Source organism: Chromobacterium vaccinii (assembly GCF_001855275.1).
GTDB lineage: Bacteria > Pseudomonadota > Gammaproteobacteria > Burkholderiales > Chromobacteriaceae > Chromobacterium > Chromobacterium vaccinii.
The window spans coordinates 136,221-152,044 of the sequence record NZ_CP017707.1 but is presented as its reverse complement, the minus strand read 5'-3'; the positions used below and the strand labels follow the sequence as shown (position 1 = coordinate 152,044).

General features: G+C 66.0%; 15 protein-coding genes. 8 read left to right on the top strand and 7 right to left on the bottom strand.

The window, feature by feature from the left end; all coding sequences use genetic code 11:
- Positions 1 to 108 precede the first annotated feature (108 nt).
- Complete coding sequence (locus BKX93_RS00680) at positions 109 to 1,293, bottom strand: acetyl-CoA C-acyltransferase (RefSeq protein WP_070978161.1); 1,185 nt, start codon at positions 1,291 to 1,293, stop codon at positions 109 to 111.
- On the bottom strand, positions 1,293 to 1,700 hold the full coding sequence (locus BKX93_RS00675; protein WP_070978159.1) for a MerR family transcriptional regulator: 408 nt from the start codon (positions 1,698 to 1,700) through the stop codon (positions 1,293 to 1,295). Before BKX93_RS00675 ends, BKX93_RS00680 begins: the two co-directional genes overlap by 1 nt.
- 135 nt (positions 1,701 to 1,835) lie before the next feature.
- On the opposite strand from BKX93_RS00675, the gene BKX93_RS00670 reads away from it, so the two are divergent.
- The 7 genes from BKX93_RS00670 (at position 1,836) to BKX93_RS00640 (ending at position 11,025) form a co-directional block, all read left to right on the top strand.
- Complete coding sequence (locus BKX93_RS00670; protein WP_070978157.1) at positions 1,836 to 2,684, top strand: 3-hydroxybutyryl-CoA dehydrogenase; 849 nt, start codon at positions 1,836 to 1,838, stop codon at positions 2,682 to 2,684.
- 40 nt (positions 2,685 to 2,724) lie between these two features.
- Positions 2,725 to 4,227 (top strand): CoA-acylating methylmalonate-semialdehyde dehydrogenase, encoded by a 1,503-nt coding sequence (locus BKX93_RS00665; protein WP_070978155.1) that lies wholly within the window; start codon positions 2,725 to 2,727, stop codon positions 4,225 to 4,227.
- Positions 4,228 to 4,280: 53 nt separating this feature from the next.
- Entirely contained in the window at positions 4,281 to 5,441 is a 1,161-nt protein-coding gene (locus tag BKX93_RS00660; protein WP_046166479.1) for an acyl-CoA dehydrogenase family protein, read from the top strand.
- An 82-nt stretch (positions 5,442 to 5,523) separates the two neighbouring features.
- On the top strand, positions 5,524 to 6,306 hold the full coding sequence (locus BKX93_RS00655; RefSeq protein ID WP_046166478.1) for an enoyl-CoA hydratase: 783 nt from the start codon (positions 5,524 to 5,526) through the stop codon (positions 6,304 to 6,306).
- Between the two features lie 28 nt (positions 6,307 to 6,334).
- Entirely contained in the window at positions 6,335 to 7,453 is a 1,119-nt protein-coding gene (locus BKX93_RS00650; protein ID WP_070978153.1) for an enoyl-CoA hydratase/isomerase family protein, read from the top strand.
- A 28-nt stretch (positions 7,454 to 7,481) separates the two neighbouring features.
- The gene (gene mmsB / locus BKX93_RS00645; protein ID WP_070978151.1) at positions 7,482 to 8,372 is read left to right on the top strand and encodes a 3-hydroxyisobutyrate dehydrogenase; all 891 of its coding nucleotides are present in this window, start codon (positions 7,482 to 7,484) and stop codon (positions 8,370 to 8,372) included.
- A 127-nt stretch (positions 8,373 to 8,499) separates the two neighbouring features.
- The gene (locus BKX93_RS00640) at positions 8,500 to 11,025 is read left to right on the top strand and encodes an alpha/beta hydrolase family protein (RefSeq protein WP_244887210.1); all 2,526 of its coding nucleotides are present in this window, start codon (positions 8,500 to 8,502) and stop codon (positions 11,023 to 11,025) included.
- A 58-nt stretch (positions 11,026 to 11,083) separates the two neighbouring features.
- Here BKX93_RS00640 and rsgA read toward each other — a convergent pair whose 3' ends face one another.
- Positions 11,084 to 12,109, bottom strand: a complete 1,026-nt coding sequence (gene rsgA, locus BKX93_RS00635) for a ribosome small subunit-dependent GTPase A (protein WP_070978147.1) — start codon at positions 12,107 to 12,109, stop codon at positions 11,084 to 11,086.
- 423 nt (positions 12,110 to 12,532) lie between these two features.
- On the opposite strand from rsgA, the gene BKX93_RS00630 reads away from it, so the two are divergent.
- Positions 12,533 to 12,910: a hypothetical protein gene (locus BKX93_RS00630; protein WP_052717403.1), complete on the top strand. Its 378-nt coding sequence runs from the start codon at positions 12,533 to 12,535 to the stop codon at positions 12,908 to 12,910.
- 42 nt (positions 12,911 to 12,952) lie between these two features.
- Here BKX93_RS00630 and BKX93_RS00625 read toward each other — a convergent pair whose 3' ends face one another.
- The 4 genes from BKX93_RS00625 to BKX93_RS00610 all read right to left on the bottom strand — a co-directional run bounded on the left by BKX93_RS00625 (position 12,953) and on the right by BKX93_RS00610 (position 15,823).
- The gene (locus BKX93_RS00625; protein WP_070978145.1) at positions 12,953 to 13,801 is read right to left on the bottom strand and encodes a carcinine hydrolase/isopenicillin-N N-acyltransferase family protein; all 849 of its coding nucleotides are present in this window, start codon (positions 13,799 to 13,801) and stop codon (positions 12,953 to 12,955) included.
- 99 nt (positions 13,802 to 13,900) lie between these two features.
- On the bottom strand, positions 13,901 to 14,368 hold the full coding sequence (locus tag BKX93_RS00620) for a GNAT family N-acetyltransferase (protein ID WP_070978144.1): 468 nt from the start codon (positions 14,366 to 14,368) through the stop codon (positions 13,901 to 13,903).
- Positions 14,369 to 14,574: 206 nt separating this feature from the next.
- The gene (locus BKX93_RS00615; RefSeq protein WP_070978142.1) at positions 14,575 to 15,342 is read right to left on the bottom strand and encodes a competence/damage-inducible protein A; all 768 of its coding nucleotides are present in this window, start codon (positions 15,340 to 15,342) and stop codon (positions 14,575 to 14,577) included.
- Between the two features lie 4 nt (positions 15,343 to 15,346).
- The gene (locus tag BKX93_RS00610) at positions 15,347 to 15,823 is read right to left on the bottom strand and encodes a hypothetical protein (RefSeq protein WP_046167072.1); all 477 of its coding nucleotides are present in this window, start codon (positions 15,821 to 15,823) and stop codon (positions 15,347 to 15,349) included.
- Position 15,824: the final 1 nt, after the last annotated feature.

The following is a 15,824-nucleotide window of genomic DNA, read 5'->3' as shown; positions in this document are numbered from 1 at the left end:
AGCATGACACGACTCTATCAAAATCCGCCATCGCCGACGACAAGGCAAGTTCCAAAACAAACGGGCCGCGGGGATGCCCGGCGGCCCGCCTGTCAGCGCGACAATCGCTTAGATCAGCTCGATCGCCAGCGCGGTGGCCTCGCCGCCTCCTATGCACAGGCTGGCCACGCCGCGCTTGCCGCCGCGCTGCTTCAGCGCCGACAGCAGCGAGATCACGATGCGGGCCCCGGACGCGCCGATCGGATGGCCCAGCGCGCAGGCGCCGCCGTGCACGTTCACCTTGTCGTGCGGCAGCTTCAAGTCATGCATCGCCGCCATCGTCACCACGGCGAAGGCTTCGTTGATCTCGTACAGGTCCACCTCGCCAGCCTTCCAGCCGGTCTTGGACAGAAGTTTCTCGATGGCGTGCACCGGGGCGGTGGTGAACCAGCCCGGCTCGTGGGCGTGGCTGCTGTGGCCGGCGATGCGGGCGATCGGTTTCAGGCCGCGCTTGGCCGCTTCGGCCGCCGTCATCAACACCAGCGCCGCGCCGCCGTCGGAGATGGAGCTGGAGTTGGCCGGGGTGACGGTGCCATCCTTCTTGAACGCCGGCTTCAGCGTCGGAATCTTGTCCAGATTGGCTTTCAGCGGCTGCTCGTCGGTATCCACCACGGTGTCGCCGCCGCGTCCCGGCACCGTCACCGCCGCGATCTCGTCCTTGAACAGGCCGCCGTTGATCGCCTGCTGGGCGCGGGTCAGCGAGGCGATGGCGAATTCGTCCTGATCCTGGCGGCTGAAGCCGTATTTCTCGGCGCACTGCTCGGCGAACACGCCCATCAGCGTGCCCTTCTGGTACGCGTCCTCCAGGCCGTCGAGGAACATATGGTCTTTGATTTCGCCATGGCCCAGACGCAAGCCGCCGCGGGCCTTGGGCATCAGATAGGGCGCGTTGCTCATGCTTTCCATGCCGCCGGCCACCACCACGCCGCCGTTGCCGGCCTGCAATTGGTCGTGGGCCATCATCAGCGCCTTCATGCCGGAGCCGCACATCTTGTTGACGGTGGTGCACGGCGTGGCCTGCGGCAGACCGCCGCCCAGCGCCGCCTGGCGCGCCGGCGCCTGGCCCTGGCCGGCCGGCAGCACGCAGCCCATGATCACTTCATCCACGTCGCCGGCGGCGACCCCGGCGCGCTCCACCGCCGCGCGGATCGCGGCCGCGCCCAGTTGGCTGGCGGTCAAACCGGACAGCGCGCCCTGGAAGCCGCCCATGGCGGTGCGCGCCATGCCCACGATCACGATTTCCTGTTGTTGCATCACAGCTCCTTTGCTTGGTTGTGGCCGTTGGCGCGCTTGCCCAGCGCTTTTTCGCACTGGCCGCGCAACTGGCCGATTTCGGTCAGCACCACCTTGATGTCTTCCATCTGCGTAAGGAGTTGCAGCTCCTTGCGCTCCAGAATGCGGATGAATTCCTGCAGCTGCGGCGCGTCGTCGTGCGCCGCGTCGTACAGCGCGAACAGCTCGCGTATCTCCTGCAAGGACAAGCCTATGCGCTTGCCGCGCAGGATCAGCATCAGCCGCACGCGGTCGCGCCGGTTGTAAATGCGGCGCTGCCCCGCCCGCTCCGGCTCCAGCAGGCCCTGGTCCTCGTAGAAGCGGATGGCGCGGGTGGTGATGTCGAACTCCTGCGCGAGTTCGGTGATGTTGAAAATCTGTTCGCCCATGCGTCTGTCCCTTTATCTTCCCGCTGCGGCCACGCGCGCCACAGTCAGGTGCTTTTGTGTTCATTGTCTGTTGACGTTGACGTAAACGTCAAGTTATCGTGATCAAAAGTAGAGCAAACAGTCCAGGAGAAACAGATGAGCCAGAAAATCGGCGTGGTGGGCGCGGGCACGATGGGCAACGGCATCGCCCAGGTCTTCGCGATGAAGGGATTCGACGTGGTATTGGCCGACGTCAGCGACGCGGCGCTGGTCAAGGGCGTGGCCAACATCAACATCAGCCTGCAACGGATGGCCAAGAAGGAGCTGATCGCCGAGACCAACATCCCCGGCATCGTCGCCCACATCCGCGCCACCACCCAGTTGGCCGATCTGGCCGGCTGCGACGTGGTGGTGGAAGCCGCCACCGAAAACGCCGAGATCAAGGAGCGGATCTTCCGCGAACTGGACGCCGCCGTCGGCGAGAAATGCGTGCTGGCCTCCAACACCTCGTCCATTTCCCTCACCCGCATCGCCAGCTGGGTCAGCCATCCGGAACGGGTGGTGGGCATGCACTTCATGAACCCGGTGCCGCTGATGGAGCTGGTGGAGATCATCCGCGCGCTGCAGACCGGCGACGAAGCCTACAACACCGTATTCCATCTATCCCAGGCGCTGGGCAAGACCCCGGTGACGGTGAAGGACGGCGCCGGTTTCGTCTCCAACCGCGTGCTGATGCCGATGATCAACGAAGCCGCCTTCGCGCTGTACGAAAACCTGGCCACTGCCGAGGACATCGACACCGTGATGAAGCTGGGCATGAACCACCCGATCGGCCCGCTGGCCCTGGCCGACCTGATCGGCCTGGACACCTGCCTGTCCATCATGGACATCCTTCACCGCGAGTTCCGCGACAGCAAATACCGCGCCTGCCCACTGCTGGTCCAGCTGGTGCAGGCCGGGCACCTGGGCCGCAAGAGCGGCAAGGGTTTCTACAGCTACAACTGAGCAGCGCCATCAGCCCGAACAATATAGAGGAGGCAGTGCCATGAGCCAGTCGGTACCCAACGTCAAGCTGTTGATAGGCGGCGAATTCGTCGAGTCCAAAACCATGGAATGGCGCGACATCGTCAATCCGGCCACCCAGGAAGTGCTGGCGCGCGTGCCGCTGGCCACCGCCGACGAGGTGAACGCCGCCGTCGCCGCCGCCAAGGAAGCGTTCAAGACCTGGAAGAAGACGCCGATCGGCGCCCGCGCGCGCATCTTCCTGAAATACCAGCAGCTGATCCGCGACAACATGAAGGAATTGGCCGCCATTCTCACCGCCGAACAGGGCAAGACCCTGGCCGACGCCGAGGGCGACATCTTCCGCGGCCTGGAAGTGGTGGAGCACGCCGCCAATATCGGCACGCTGCAGATGGGCGAATACGCCGAGAACGTCGCCGGCGGCGTGGATACTTACACCGTTCAACAGCCGCTGGGCGTGTGCGCCGGCATCACCCCGTTCAACTTCCCGGCGATGATCCCGCTGTGGATGTTCCCGATGGCCATCGCCACCGGCAACACCTTCGTGCTCAAGCCGTCCGAGCAGGACCCGATGGTGACGATGCGCCTGGTCGAGCTGGCGCTGGAAGCCGGCATTCCCAAAGGCGTGCTCAACGTGGTGCACGGCGCGGCATCGGTCGTCGACGCCATCTGCGACCACCCCGACATTAAGGCGGTGTCCTTCGTCGGCTCCACCAAAGTGGGCACCCACGTCTACCAGCGCGCCACCCTGTCCGGCAAGCGCGCCCAGTGCATGATGGGCGCGAAGAACCACGCCATCGTGCTGGCGGACGCCAACAAGGAGCAGGCGCTGAACCAGCTGACCGGCGCGGCCTTCGGCGCCGCCGGCCAGCGCTGCATGGCGCTCAGCGTGGCGGTGCTGGTGGGCGAAGCTCAGCAATGGATTCCGGATCTGGTGGCCAAGGCCAAAGGCTTGAAAGTAGGCCCCGGCAAGGACAATCCGGACCTCGGCCCTGTGATCTCCTGCGCCGCGCTGGACCGCGTCAAGAGCCTGATCGCCCGCGGCGTCGAGGAAGGCGCCAAGCTGGAGCTGGACGGCCGCGGCGTGAAAGTCGCCGGTTTCGACAATGGCAACTTCGTCGGCCCCACCATCTTCTCGGGCGTCAAACCCGAGATGGCGATCTACCATCAGGAAGTCTTCGGCCCGGTGCTGTGCTTGATGGCCGCCGACACGCTGGACGAAGCCATCGCCATCATCAACGCCAACCCCAATGGCAACGGCACCGCGGTGTTCACCCAGAGCGGCGCGGCGGCGCGCAAGTTCCAGGAAGAGATCGACGTCGGCCAGGTGGGCATCAACGTGCCGATCCCGGTGCCGGTGCCGCTGTTCAGCTTCACCGGCAGCCGCGCGTCCAAACTGGGCGACCTGGGCCCTTACGGCAAGCAGGTGGTGGCCTTCTACACCCAGACCAAGACCGTCACCAGCCGCTGGTTCGACGACGAGGCCAGCAGCGGCAAGGTGCACACCACCATCTCGCTGCGTTGACTTTCCGCAGGGTGGACACGCGTGTCCGCCCTGCTACCGATTGGGAATGGAATATGAATTTCGAACTGAACGAAGACCAGATCGCTTTCCAGCAGAGCGCGCGCGATTTCGCCGAGCGCGAGCTGGCCCCGCACGCCGCTGAATGGGACGCCGAATCCATCTTCCCGCTGGACGTGATCCGCAAGAGCGGCGACATGGGCTTTCTCGGCCTGTACACGCCGGAAGCCTATGGCGGCCTGGGCCTGTCGCGGCTGGACTCCGCCATCGTGTTCGAGGAGCTGGCCGCCGGCTGCACCTCCACCGCCGCCTACCTGACCATCCACAATATGGTCAGCTGGATGATCGCCAGCTTCGGCGGCAAGCAGCTTGCCGAGCAATGGGTGCCGAAAATGGTGACCGGCGAAGTCTTGGGCAGCTACTGTCTGACCGAGCCGGGCGCCGGCTCCGATGCCGCCTCGCTGAAGACCCGCGCCGAGAAAAAAGGCGAAGTCTATGTGCTGAACGGCGGCAAGATGTTCATCTCCGGCGCCGGCAGCACCCAGGTGCTGGTGGTGATGGCCCGCACTGGCGGCCCCGGTCCCAAAGGCATCTCCGCCTTCGTGGTGCCGGCCGACGCCCCCGGCGTCAGCTACGGCAAAAAGGAAAAGAAGATGGGCTGGAACAGCCAGCCCACCCGCGCCATCACCTTCGACAATGTCGAAATCCCGGTGGAGAATCGTCTGGGCGAAGAAGGCCAGGGTTTCTCCTTCGCGATGAAGGGGCTGGATGGCGGCCGCATCAATATCGCCACCTGCGCCGTCGGCACCGCCCAGGCCGCGCTCAACGCCGCGCAGCGCTACGTGCAGGAGCGCCAGCAATTCGGCCATCCGCTGGCCGAATTGCAAACCGTGCAATTCCGCCTGGCCGACATGCTGACCGAGCTAGTGGCCGCGCGCCAGATGGTGCGTCTGGCCGCCTGGAAGCTGGACAACGCCAGCGCCGACGCCTCCGCTTATTGCGCGATGGCAAAGCGCCTGGCCACCGATCTGAGTTTCAATATCGCCAACAACGCGCTGCAGCTGTTCGGCGGCTACGGCTATCTGCAGGACTTCCCGCTGGAGCGCCACGTGCGCGACCTGCGCGTGCACCAGATTCTGGAAGGCACCAACGAAGTGATGCGGATGATCGTGGCCCGCAAGCTGCTGCAGGACGGCGCGCTGGAAACGCTGCGCTGAGCAAAGCCGGCAACCTCCCTGAGGCTGCGTTGCGCCGGCTTGCCTCAGCCGCTTCGAAATAGAATTCATAAAGGCATTGAATATGAACAGCTACGCCCACCTGAACGTCGAGAAACGCGGCCACACCGCCGTGGTCACCATCGACAACCCGCCGGCCAATACCTGGAACCGCGCCAGCCTGTCCGCCTTGAAGCAATTGGTTGCCGACCTCAACGCCGACCGCGACATCTACGCGCTGGTGATCACCGGCCAGGGCGAGAAGTTCTTCTCGGCCGGCGCCGACCTGAACATGTTCGCCGACGGCGACAAGAAAGTCGCCACCGAGATGACCATGCTGTTCGGCGAGGCTTTCGAGGCGCTGTCGGGTTTCCGCGGCGTCAGCATCGCCGCCGTCAACGGCTACGCGATGGGCGGCGGCCTGGAGTGCGCGCTGGCCTGCGACATCCGCATCGCCGAAGAGCAGGCGCAGATGGCGCTGCCGGAAGCCGGCGTCGGCCTCTTGCCCTGCGCTGGCGGCACCCAGAACCTGCCGTGGCTGGTGGGCGAAGGCTGGGCCAAGCGGATGATTCTGTGCGGCGAGCGCGTCAACGCCGCCACCGCCGAGCGCATCGGCCTGGTCGAGCAGGTGGTGGCCAAGGGCGAGGCGCTGGAAACCGCCATCAAACTGGCCGAGGGCGTGGCCAAGCAATCGCCGTCGTCGGTGGGCGTGTGCAAGCAACTGGTGCAGGCCGCCCGCCTGCAACCGCCCGCCTGGAACCTGATCAAGGAGCGAGAAGCCTTCATCAAACTGTTCGACACCCACGACCAGGGCGAAGGCACCCGCGCCTTCCTGGAAAAGCGCGCGCCGAACTGGAAGAACGCCTGATCAACCTTTTCCCGAACGAGGTTCCGCCATGCAAGACGTGGTGCTGTTTGACGAACTGACTACCGGCGACGGCCACCGCATCGCCATCGCCACCCTCAACGCCGAAAAATCGCTGAACGCGCTGACGCTGGACATGATCCGTCTGCTCGACGCCCGCCTCACCATCTGGGAGCGCGACGAGGGCATCGTCGCCGTGGTGCTGCGCGGCGCCGGCGAGCGCGCCTTCTGCGCCGGCGGCGACGTGCGCGGCCTGCGTGAAAAGCTGGTCAGCGAACCGCACTATCCCAACCCCCACGCGGTGGCCTTCTTCACCGAGGAATACACGCTCGACTACCGCATCCACCGCTACAAGAAGCCGCTGATCGTCTGGGGCGGCGGCATCGTGATGGGCGGCGGCCTGGGCTTGATGGCGGGCGCCAGCCATCGCGTGGCCACCCCGGCCACCCGCATCGCGATGCCGGAAATCACCATCGGCCTGTATCCGGACGTCGGCGGCAGCTGGTTCCTGCAGCGGATGCCGGCGCATCTGGGCCTGTTCCTGGCGCTGACCGGCGCGCCGCTGAACGCGCACGACGCGCTGATCGCCAACCTGGCCGACCACGTGCTGGCCTCCGACGCCTACCCGGCGCTGCTGGAAGCCTTGCAGGCGGCCAACTGGGGCGACGATGCCCATGCTCGCCCGGCACTGGTCAGCGCCCTGCTCAACCAGTTGGAGGGCCAGTTGGGCGACGCGTTGCCGGCGTCCAACGTCGAACGCAACCTGCTGGCGGTGCACCGGCTGATGAATCGCGGCGATCTCGCCGCCGTCGCCGCCGCGCTGAACGAAACCGCATTCGAAGACCCATGGCTGGCCGACGCCGCCAAGAGCTTCCGCCATGGCAGCCCCACTTCCGCCGCCGTCAGCTGGGAAATCCTCAACCGCTCCAAACACATGTCGCTGGCCGAAGCGCTGCGGATGGAGCTGGCGTTGTCGATAAACTTCTGCGCACGCTCCGACTTCCCGGAGGGCGTGCGCGCGCTGCTGGTGGACAAGGACCGCAATCCGCATTGGAGCCGGCAGCTGGCCGACATCGACCAGGCCTGGGTGGACGGGCACTTCGATTCGCCGTGGCGCGAAGCCGACCACCCGCTGGCGGGATTGAAATAACAGCGACAAACATAAAGAGGAGAACAACATGGAAAACATCGCCTTCATCGGCCTGGGCAATATGGGCGGGCCGATGGCCGTCAATCTGCTGAACAAGGGCTTCAAGGTCAGCGCCTTCGATCTGTCGGCCGACGCGCTGGCCAAGGTGGCCGCCGCCGGCGGCCGGGCCGCATCCAGCGCCGCCGACGCGGCCGAAGGCGCGGGCGTGGTGATTTCCATGCTGCCGGCCGGCAAGCACGTAGCCGGGCTGTACCTCGGCGATGGCGGCCTGTTCGCCAGGCTGCCCAAGGGCACGCTGGTCATCGATTGCAGCACCATAGACGCCGGCACCGCGCGCAAAGTGGCGGAAGGCGCGCAGGAAAAAGGCCTGTCCATGCTGGACGCGCCGGTGTCCGGCGGCACGGCCGGCGCGACTGCCGGCACGCTGACCTTCATCGTCGGCGGCGCGGCGGAAGACCTGGCCCGAGCCCGTCCGGCGCTGGAAGCGATGGGCAAGAACATCTTCCACGCCGGCGGCGCAGGCGCCGGCCAGACCGCCAAGATCTGCAACAATATGCTGCTGGGCATCCTGATGGCCGGCACCGCCGAGGCGCTGGCGCTGGGCGTCAAGAATGGCCTGGACCCGAAAGTGCTGTCCGAGATCATCAGCAAAAGCTCCGGCCGCAACTGGGCGACCGAGCTGTACAACCCCTGGCCCGGCGTGATGGACAACACGCCGGCCAGCCGCGGCTACGCCGGCGGCTTCATGTCCGAGCTGATGCTGAAGGACCTGGGCCTGGCCGAGGAAACCGCGCTGCAGAGCCACACAGCCAATCCGCTGGGCGCTCTGGCGCGCAACCTGTACGAAGAACACGTGCACCAGGGCAACGGCAAGCTGGACTTCTCCAGCATTGTCAAACACTTCCACTCGGTGGATTGAGACGCGTCAAGACGGTCGGCACAAAACATATGACATGTGATAGATTCGTCATCATGTCTTTCGGACGGGAGGCCGCGCGAGCGTCCTCCCGTCTGGCCTTACAGATCAAACGGCAACAAGGATGAACATGTCTCAACCGCACGCCCTGAAGGGCATCGCCGCCGCCACGCTGGCGGCCTGCGCGCTGCTGCCCTCCACCGCTTCCGCCGCCGGCTACCAGCAACCGCCGGCCAACATCCTCAAAGTGATGCGCGCGCCGTCGCTGCCCGGCCCCAGCCTCAGCCCGACCAAAGACAATATGCTGCTGGTCGCCTGGCAGGAATATCCGTCCATCGCGCGCGTGGCCGCGCCTTACCTGAAGCTGGCCGGCACCCGCATCGAGCCCGCCAACCGCAGCAAGCACGACACGCCGGGCGGCTACGGCATCGCCCCCTGCGCGGAAAGCTTCAAGCTGGTGAGCGTCCCCGGCGGCAAGGAAACGTCGATCGCGCTGCCCGCCGGCGCCTGCCCGGACGCGCCGCTCTGGTCCGCCGACGGCAAGCGCTTCGCCTTCGCCAACACCACCAAGGACGCCGTCGAGGTATGGGTGGGCGACGCAGCCAGCGGCAAGATCCGCAAGATTCCCGGCATCCGCCTCAATCCGATGCTGAACGACGAGCTGCAATGGATGCCCGACCAGAAGACCCTGCTGGTCAAGGCCGTGCCGGCCAAGCTGGGCGCGGCGCCCGCGCAGGCCAACTCGCAGGACGGCCCCAGCGTGCAGGACAGCGGCGGCGGCCAGGGCGAAAGCAGCACCTACGAAACCCGCGACACGCTGTCCAGCCCGCACGACGAGGCCTTGTTCGACTACTACGGCGCGTCGCAGCTGACGCTGGTGGACGCGGCCAGCGGCAAGGCGACGCCGCTTGGCCAGCCGGCCATCTACGACGGCGTCGGCCCGGCGCCGGACGGCAAGCACATCCTGGTGTCCAGCGTGCGCAAGCCCTACTCCTACGTCACCACCTACGAGCGCTTCCCGCATGAGGTGGAAGTCTGGAACATCGCCAACCCCGCCCGCGTGACCGCCCACTCCGTCGCCTCGCTGCCGCTCGCCGACCGCGTGCCGGTGCACGGCGAGCCGCTGGGCCCGCGCGACTTCTTCTGGCGCGCCACCGAGCCGGCCACGCTGCTGTGGGCAGAGGCGCTGGACGGTGGCGACTGGAAAAACACCGTGCCGGCCCGCGACAAGGTGATGATGCAAAAAGCGCCGTTCACCGCGGCGCCGGTTGAAATCCTGCGCACCGCGCAGCGCTTCGCCGGCCTGGACTGGACCGAGCGCGCCGACACCGCGCTGGTCAGCGAAATCGATCTCAACAAGCACTGGCGCCAGACCCGCGTCGTCAACGTCGACCAGCCGCAGCAAGCCGGCAAGCTGCTGTGGGACCTGTCCTACGACGACAAATACGCCGATCCGGGCAGCCCGGTGCGCCGCGCCCTGCCCAGCGGAGAACGAGTGATCCAGCTGGACGGCGACGCCATCTACCTGTCCGGCGGCGGCGCGTCGCCGCAGGGCAACCGCCCCTTCCTCGACAAGCTGAACCTGAAAACCGGCGACAGCCAACGCCTGTTCCGCAGCGACAAATCCGCTTACGAACGCTTCATCGGCCTGTCAGCCAAGGGCAGCGGCAGCTTCCTCACCTGGCGCCAGACCCCGGCCGAGGCGCCGAACGCCTTCCTGCGCACGCTGGGCGCGCCGCTCAGCGCCGACAAGGGCGAAGCCGCCTTCGCCTCCACGGAAACCGCCGTCACCCGCATCGTCGATCCGACGCCGGAGCTTCGCCAGATCAAGAAGCGGCTGGTCAAGTACAAGCGCGCCGACGGCCTGGACCTGTCGTTCACGCTGTATACCCCGCCGGGCTACCAGGAAGGCACTCGCGTGCCCGCCATCCTCAATGCCTATCCGCTGGATTACGCCGACGCGGCCAGCGCCGGCCAGATCAGCGGCTCGCAGCAAACCTTCACCCGCCTCTATCAATACAAATACCTGCTGCTGGCCGGCTACGCCGTGATCGACCAGGCGTCGTTCCCTGTGGTCGGCAACCCCAAGGCTGCCTACGATAGCTATCTGGACCAGCTGAAAATGGACGCCGAAGCCGCGGTGAATGAGGCGGTGAAGCTTGGCGTGGTCGATCCAGACCGCGTGGCGGTCACCGGCCACAGCCACGGCGCGCTGATGACCGCCAACCTGCTGGCGCACACCGACCTGTTCCGCGCCGGCGCGGCCACCAGCGGCTCGTACAACAAGACGCTGACGCCGTTCGGCTTCCAGAGCGAGCGACGCTCGGTATGGGAGGCCCCGGACGTTTACCGCAAGGTGTCAACCTTCTTCTACGCCGACAAGCTGAAGACGCCGATCCTGATCATGCACGGCAGCGACGACGCCAACCCCGGCACCACGCCGCTGCAGGCCAGCAAGTTCTACGAGGCGATCCGCGGCAACGGCGGCACCGCCCGCCTGGTGATGCTGCCGCATGAGCCGCACTGGTACGCGGCCCGCGAATCGAACGAGCAACTGGTGTACGAGATGCTGAATTGGTTCGACAAGTACGTGAAGAACGCGCCGCCGCGCGCGGTGAAGAGCGCGCAGAGCCAGCCGGTGCCGGCCCAGCCGTAAGCGCCCTGCGCCGTCCGATCAAGCGCCCCGCCCCGCGGGGCGTTTTCACCGCCGCTTGCTAGCGCTGCCGCGCCGCCTTGTTGCGGACCTTCCACTCGCGCCGCTGCTGTTGCCGCTGCAGCGCGGTCTGCTCGTGGCGCTCCATCTCGCGCCGCAGTTTGTGGTAGTTGCGCAGCCTGTCGCCGTCCACCCCGGATCTCACCGCGCAGCCCGGCTCCTCGCGGTGGCTGCAGTCGCGGAACTGGCAGCGGCCGGCCAGCTCCTCGATGTCGGCGAAGCTGCCGGCCAGCGCGCCGGCGTCCGGTGGGGCCTGCAAGGTGCGCACGCCAGGCGTGTCGATGATGCAGGCGCCATCCGGGCACTTCAGCAGCGTGCGCGCGGTGGTGGTATGGCGGCCGCGGCTGTCATCCGCCCTCACCCCGCCCACCGCCTGCGCCTCCTCGCCCAGCAAGGTATTGCTGAGCGTGGACTTGCCGGCGCCGGACGAGCCCAGCAGCACCAGCGTCTGGCCCGCGCCCAGCCAGGGCCGCAAAACGTCGCGGCAGGCCGGATCGGTGCCGTTCAGCAGCAGAATGGGCGGCAACGGCTTCAAGCGCTGTTCCAGCTCGGCCAACCTGGTTTCCGCGTCCGGACACAGATCGGCCTTGCTCAGCGCCACCACCGGCGCCACGCCCGCCGCCGCGGCCAGGCCCAGATAGCGCTCCAGCCGCCGCGGGTTGTAATCGCCGTCCAGCCCCATCACCAGCAAGGCGGTATCGACATTGCTGGCATAAGCTTGCCGCGCGCCTTCGTCATTGACGCGAACCAGCTGGTTGAATGGCTCCAGACGCTCAAGCAAGCGCCAGGGCTCATGCTCCAGCGGCTGGCACAGCGCCCAATCGCCCACCGCCAGTGCGGCGTGAATGCCGGGCAAGGCGTGGGCCGGATGCTCGTCCTCGCCGTCATGCACCCACGCGCAGTCGCGCTGCACGCGGCATACGCGCGCCAGTTTCCACGCTTCGTCGCCGGCCTTGGCCAGCGCCTGTTGCAGCAATACCGGCGTCAGGCCGATGGCGGCCAGACGCGGAAAATCGAAATTCAGCATTGAAACTCCCGGGAACGCTCGCAAGCCAACGCCGCCAGGCGTAGCCAGGCTCGATCAAGCATTCGGAAATGGATGGGGGAAACGCGCCTGATGGACAGGCTTAGCCACCGCGCGGATGCGGTGTAAGGAACATGCCGGGGAACGGCCGCCGAGCGGCGCCGCTTACAACGGAAAAACTATCGAAAAATGAAACGACCGAGGCGACGGTTCAAACAGCATGCCCTTGAAATTGGGTATCGCGGCTCATTGGATTCTCCTTTTAGCTATTGGGATCGAAAGAAGATTATGCCAATTGAAAATGTCGTCCGCAAGCGGAATCATGCTCGCGCGGCATCGATCCTGGGAAAAGTTCTATAGATAGTAAGATGCCGCCGGAGAGGCGCGCATATCGGGCATCCGCCCTCATCTGGGAGAAATGAAGCGATGAAAACCCTGCCGCTATTGATCGCCGCCGCCATCGGCGCCGCTGCCTTGACCGCCTGCGCCAGCCCGGAGGAAATCCGCGCGATGGATCAGCGCACCTGTTCCGGCTACGGCTTTCACCCAGGCACCGACACTTACGCCAACTGCATGATGAAGCAGGCGGACAAACGCGATCAGGACATGCGGGCGCGCGAGGAAGAGGCGCAACGACGCATGGCCCAACCCGCAGGCCAGCCGGCTGTCATGCCCGCTACCACGGTCATCGTCATTCCTGCGGAGAGCAAGCCCAAGCTGCCGGACTGCCGGATGCAGGACCCCGGCGTCACGCTCAATATGGACGGCAAATGGGAAGGCCCCAACTGCACGCCGGCGCGCTGACCCAGCCCCTCTTCAAGCCCGGCTGGCAAAACGCCGTTCGTCTTACGGCAACAGCGTTCGCGCCGGCTGCGACCAAAACGCCGCGTCCAGCGTATAGTCCCGCTCCAGCGTTTGCTCTCCCGGATTGGCCAGCGCCAGGTGCAGCCTGGGCGCCGCGCCCGCCGGCAGCGCCATCTGCCAGCCGGCCAGCGTATGCTCGCGGCCGTCTCGCCACAAGCTATTGTCCGGGCCGTCATGATGGTCCCGGCTCAATCGCTCGAACTCCGCGAGCGCATGCGACGGCCGCTGATCCAGCAAAAACCGGATGCGGGCGAGCCTGGCCTTGCTGCTGGGGCCGATTTTCTGCGCCCCGTCCAGCAAGGACAGATTGGAATAATGGTTGGTGTGCGCCAGCGTGCCATTTCGCTGGCGGCTGAGCTGGTAGCGCCCATGCTGGCCGACTTCCACCTGCATCAGGCCGCTGGCGTCGGCCAGCAGCAGAAACACCGGGCGCGTTTGCGAAAACAGATTGTCCGCGGCGGCGGCCACCTCGTCCAGCGAGCCGTAATCGCGCAACAAGCGCGTCAAAACGCCATGGCGCGCGCGGTCGGCCCGCAGTTCGCGCGGCAGGCTGCTGGCCTCGGCGCCGACCACCGCCAGCCCCTTCTCGTTGACGCCGGCCTTGATGCCCGGCTCGCGGCCATTGTCGGCGTACAGGCCCAGATAGGCGTAGCCATGTTCCGGATGGCGCAGCCGCAACGACTGCACATGGTCCGGCTTCCAGTCGCGGTTCTTGGCCAGCAAAGTGCCATCCACGCTGGCCGCGCCCGCCGCGCCCCACAAGGTGCAGGCCGCAACGGGCCAATGAATCAGGGCAAGCCATCCCGCCGCAGCCAACCATGAAGCGCGCATGACGATCTCCCGCGTGGCGAATGAAACGATTCTGCCATGGCCGCGCTAAGGGGCCTTCAATCAACTTGCAAGCAAATGTGAGGACCCCGCGCGAACCGATCAGATAGCTGCGGCGGGAAACACATACTCCAGCATCTCATCCCCGTACTTATCGACCTGGCCAGTGGAAGCCCAACCGAGATAGCGGTAAAAACCATGGGAACGCACCGCCGGATCGCTGCTGCAGCCCAGAAACAGCCGCTGATGGCCCGCATCCCGCAAAATGGCCATGACCTGCGCCAGCAGAGCCTTGCCCACGCCGATGCCTTCGCAAACGGGCAGCAGGGCCAGCACCACGATCTCGCCGCTAGCCGCCTCGCCGAAGCAATAGCCGACGATGCATCCATCTCTCTCCGCTACCACGCCGGGCAATTCGCCTGCGCGCACGCTTTGCGCCCAGTTCTCACGAGTGATGCCCAGCTCGTTCAGCCTGGTTTCAGAAATGGCGTTTTCCCGGGTCTGGCCGCGGATGACGACGCAGGCCGGCACGTCTTCCGGACGCGCGGCGCGATAGAGGATGGCGCTCATGTATTTTCTCTTTAAAGAACGATGGATGTTCAAATCGGACCCGGCCACGCGCAAGAAGGTTCGCAACAAAGCCTGCAAATCGCGCCGGATATCGATCCTGTCAGCCCAAACAACAAGCCGCGTGAACCGTTTCCAGTTCCCGCGGGCTGTTTTCGGCCAGGGCGGCCATTATATCGGCGTTAAAATTAGAAATGAGTTTTTGGGCGTTAGTTCTCCGCTTGCGGATTTTTGGCCCTCACTTCATAGCCCAGCGCCTGCAACGCCTTCACCCATTCGTCGATGGCGATCTCCACCAACGCTGGCTGGCCGGCGAAGCCGAATTCGATGTGCATCTCAGGAATCTCCTCACTGCCGAAATTGGGCAGGCAGGACAGCCTCAGGGCCGGATAGCGGACGGTGAAGTCCTGCATCAGACCGATCAGGTCTCCCTCGCGAGCTTTGATCGCAATGCAGGATTGCTCGACATCCGGCTGATCGTTGAACAGATGGCGGCAATGAGTATCAAGCACCCACTCCGCCATCGGCCAGGCCATGCTGGGGAAACCGGGCAGGAAATGGACGCTGCCGCAGGAGAAGCCGGCGATCTGGTTGACCGGATTGGGAATGATGGCGGCGCCTTGCGGAAAATGGCCCATCAGGATGCGGTGCGGGTAGGCGTCGGCGCCGAAACGCCCCTCGATCAGCGCCTTGGCCTCCGGATGCAGCTCCAGCGGCGCGCCCAGCGCGCGGGCGGCGCAGGCCCGGGTATGGTCGTCCGGCGTGGCGCCGATGCCACCGAAGCTGAACACCAGGTCGCCGCCGGCGAAGGCGCGGCGCAAGGCCGCTTCGATGCGGGCGGGATCGTCGCCCAGATACTCCGCCCAAGCCAGCTTCATGCCGCGCGCGGCCAGGATGCGGATCAAGGTCTGCATATGCTTGTCCTGGCGTTTGCCGGACAGCAGTTCGTCACCGATGATCAATGCGCCGGCTTGCATGGCTCTAATCCTTCCCGCCCTGCTCCAGCATGCGCCGGCAGACAGCGTAGCAATCGTCGATATGGCTGTTGCCGACATAGCGCATCGCGGCGAATCCTATCGCCGCGTTGGCCGCCCAGCCCAGCACCGGCACCAGTTTCAGCGCCTGCTTTCCAGCCCAGCGGCCGGCGGCCCGCCTGGCCACCGCAGCCAGCAGCGTGCGGGTGACTTCCAGCCCCAACAGCGCGCCGCCGGCGCGGCGGATCAGCTGATACAACATCTGCTTGCGCGCCGCGTCGTAACCGGCGATCTGCTCCGGCGCCACGCCGAAGCGCTGATTGATCGCCGGGATCAGCTGCAGCAGGATGGCCACATCGGCGGCGACATCGATGCCGGGAGCCGGCAAGGCCGACGCGCCGGCGGACAGCGCAGCCCTGCCGTTGACCATCGCCCGGCACTGGTCGCGGATGGCGTCGAGCTCCCGCAAGCTGGCGGGCAGCATC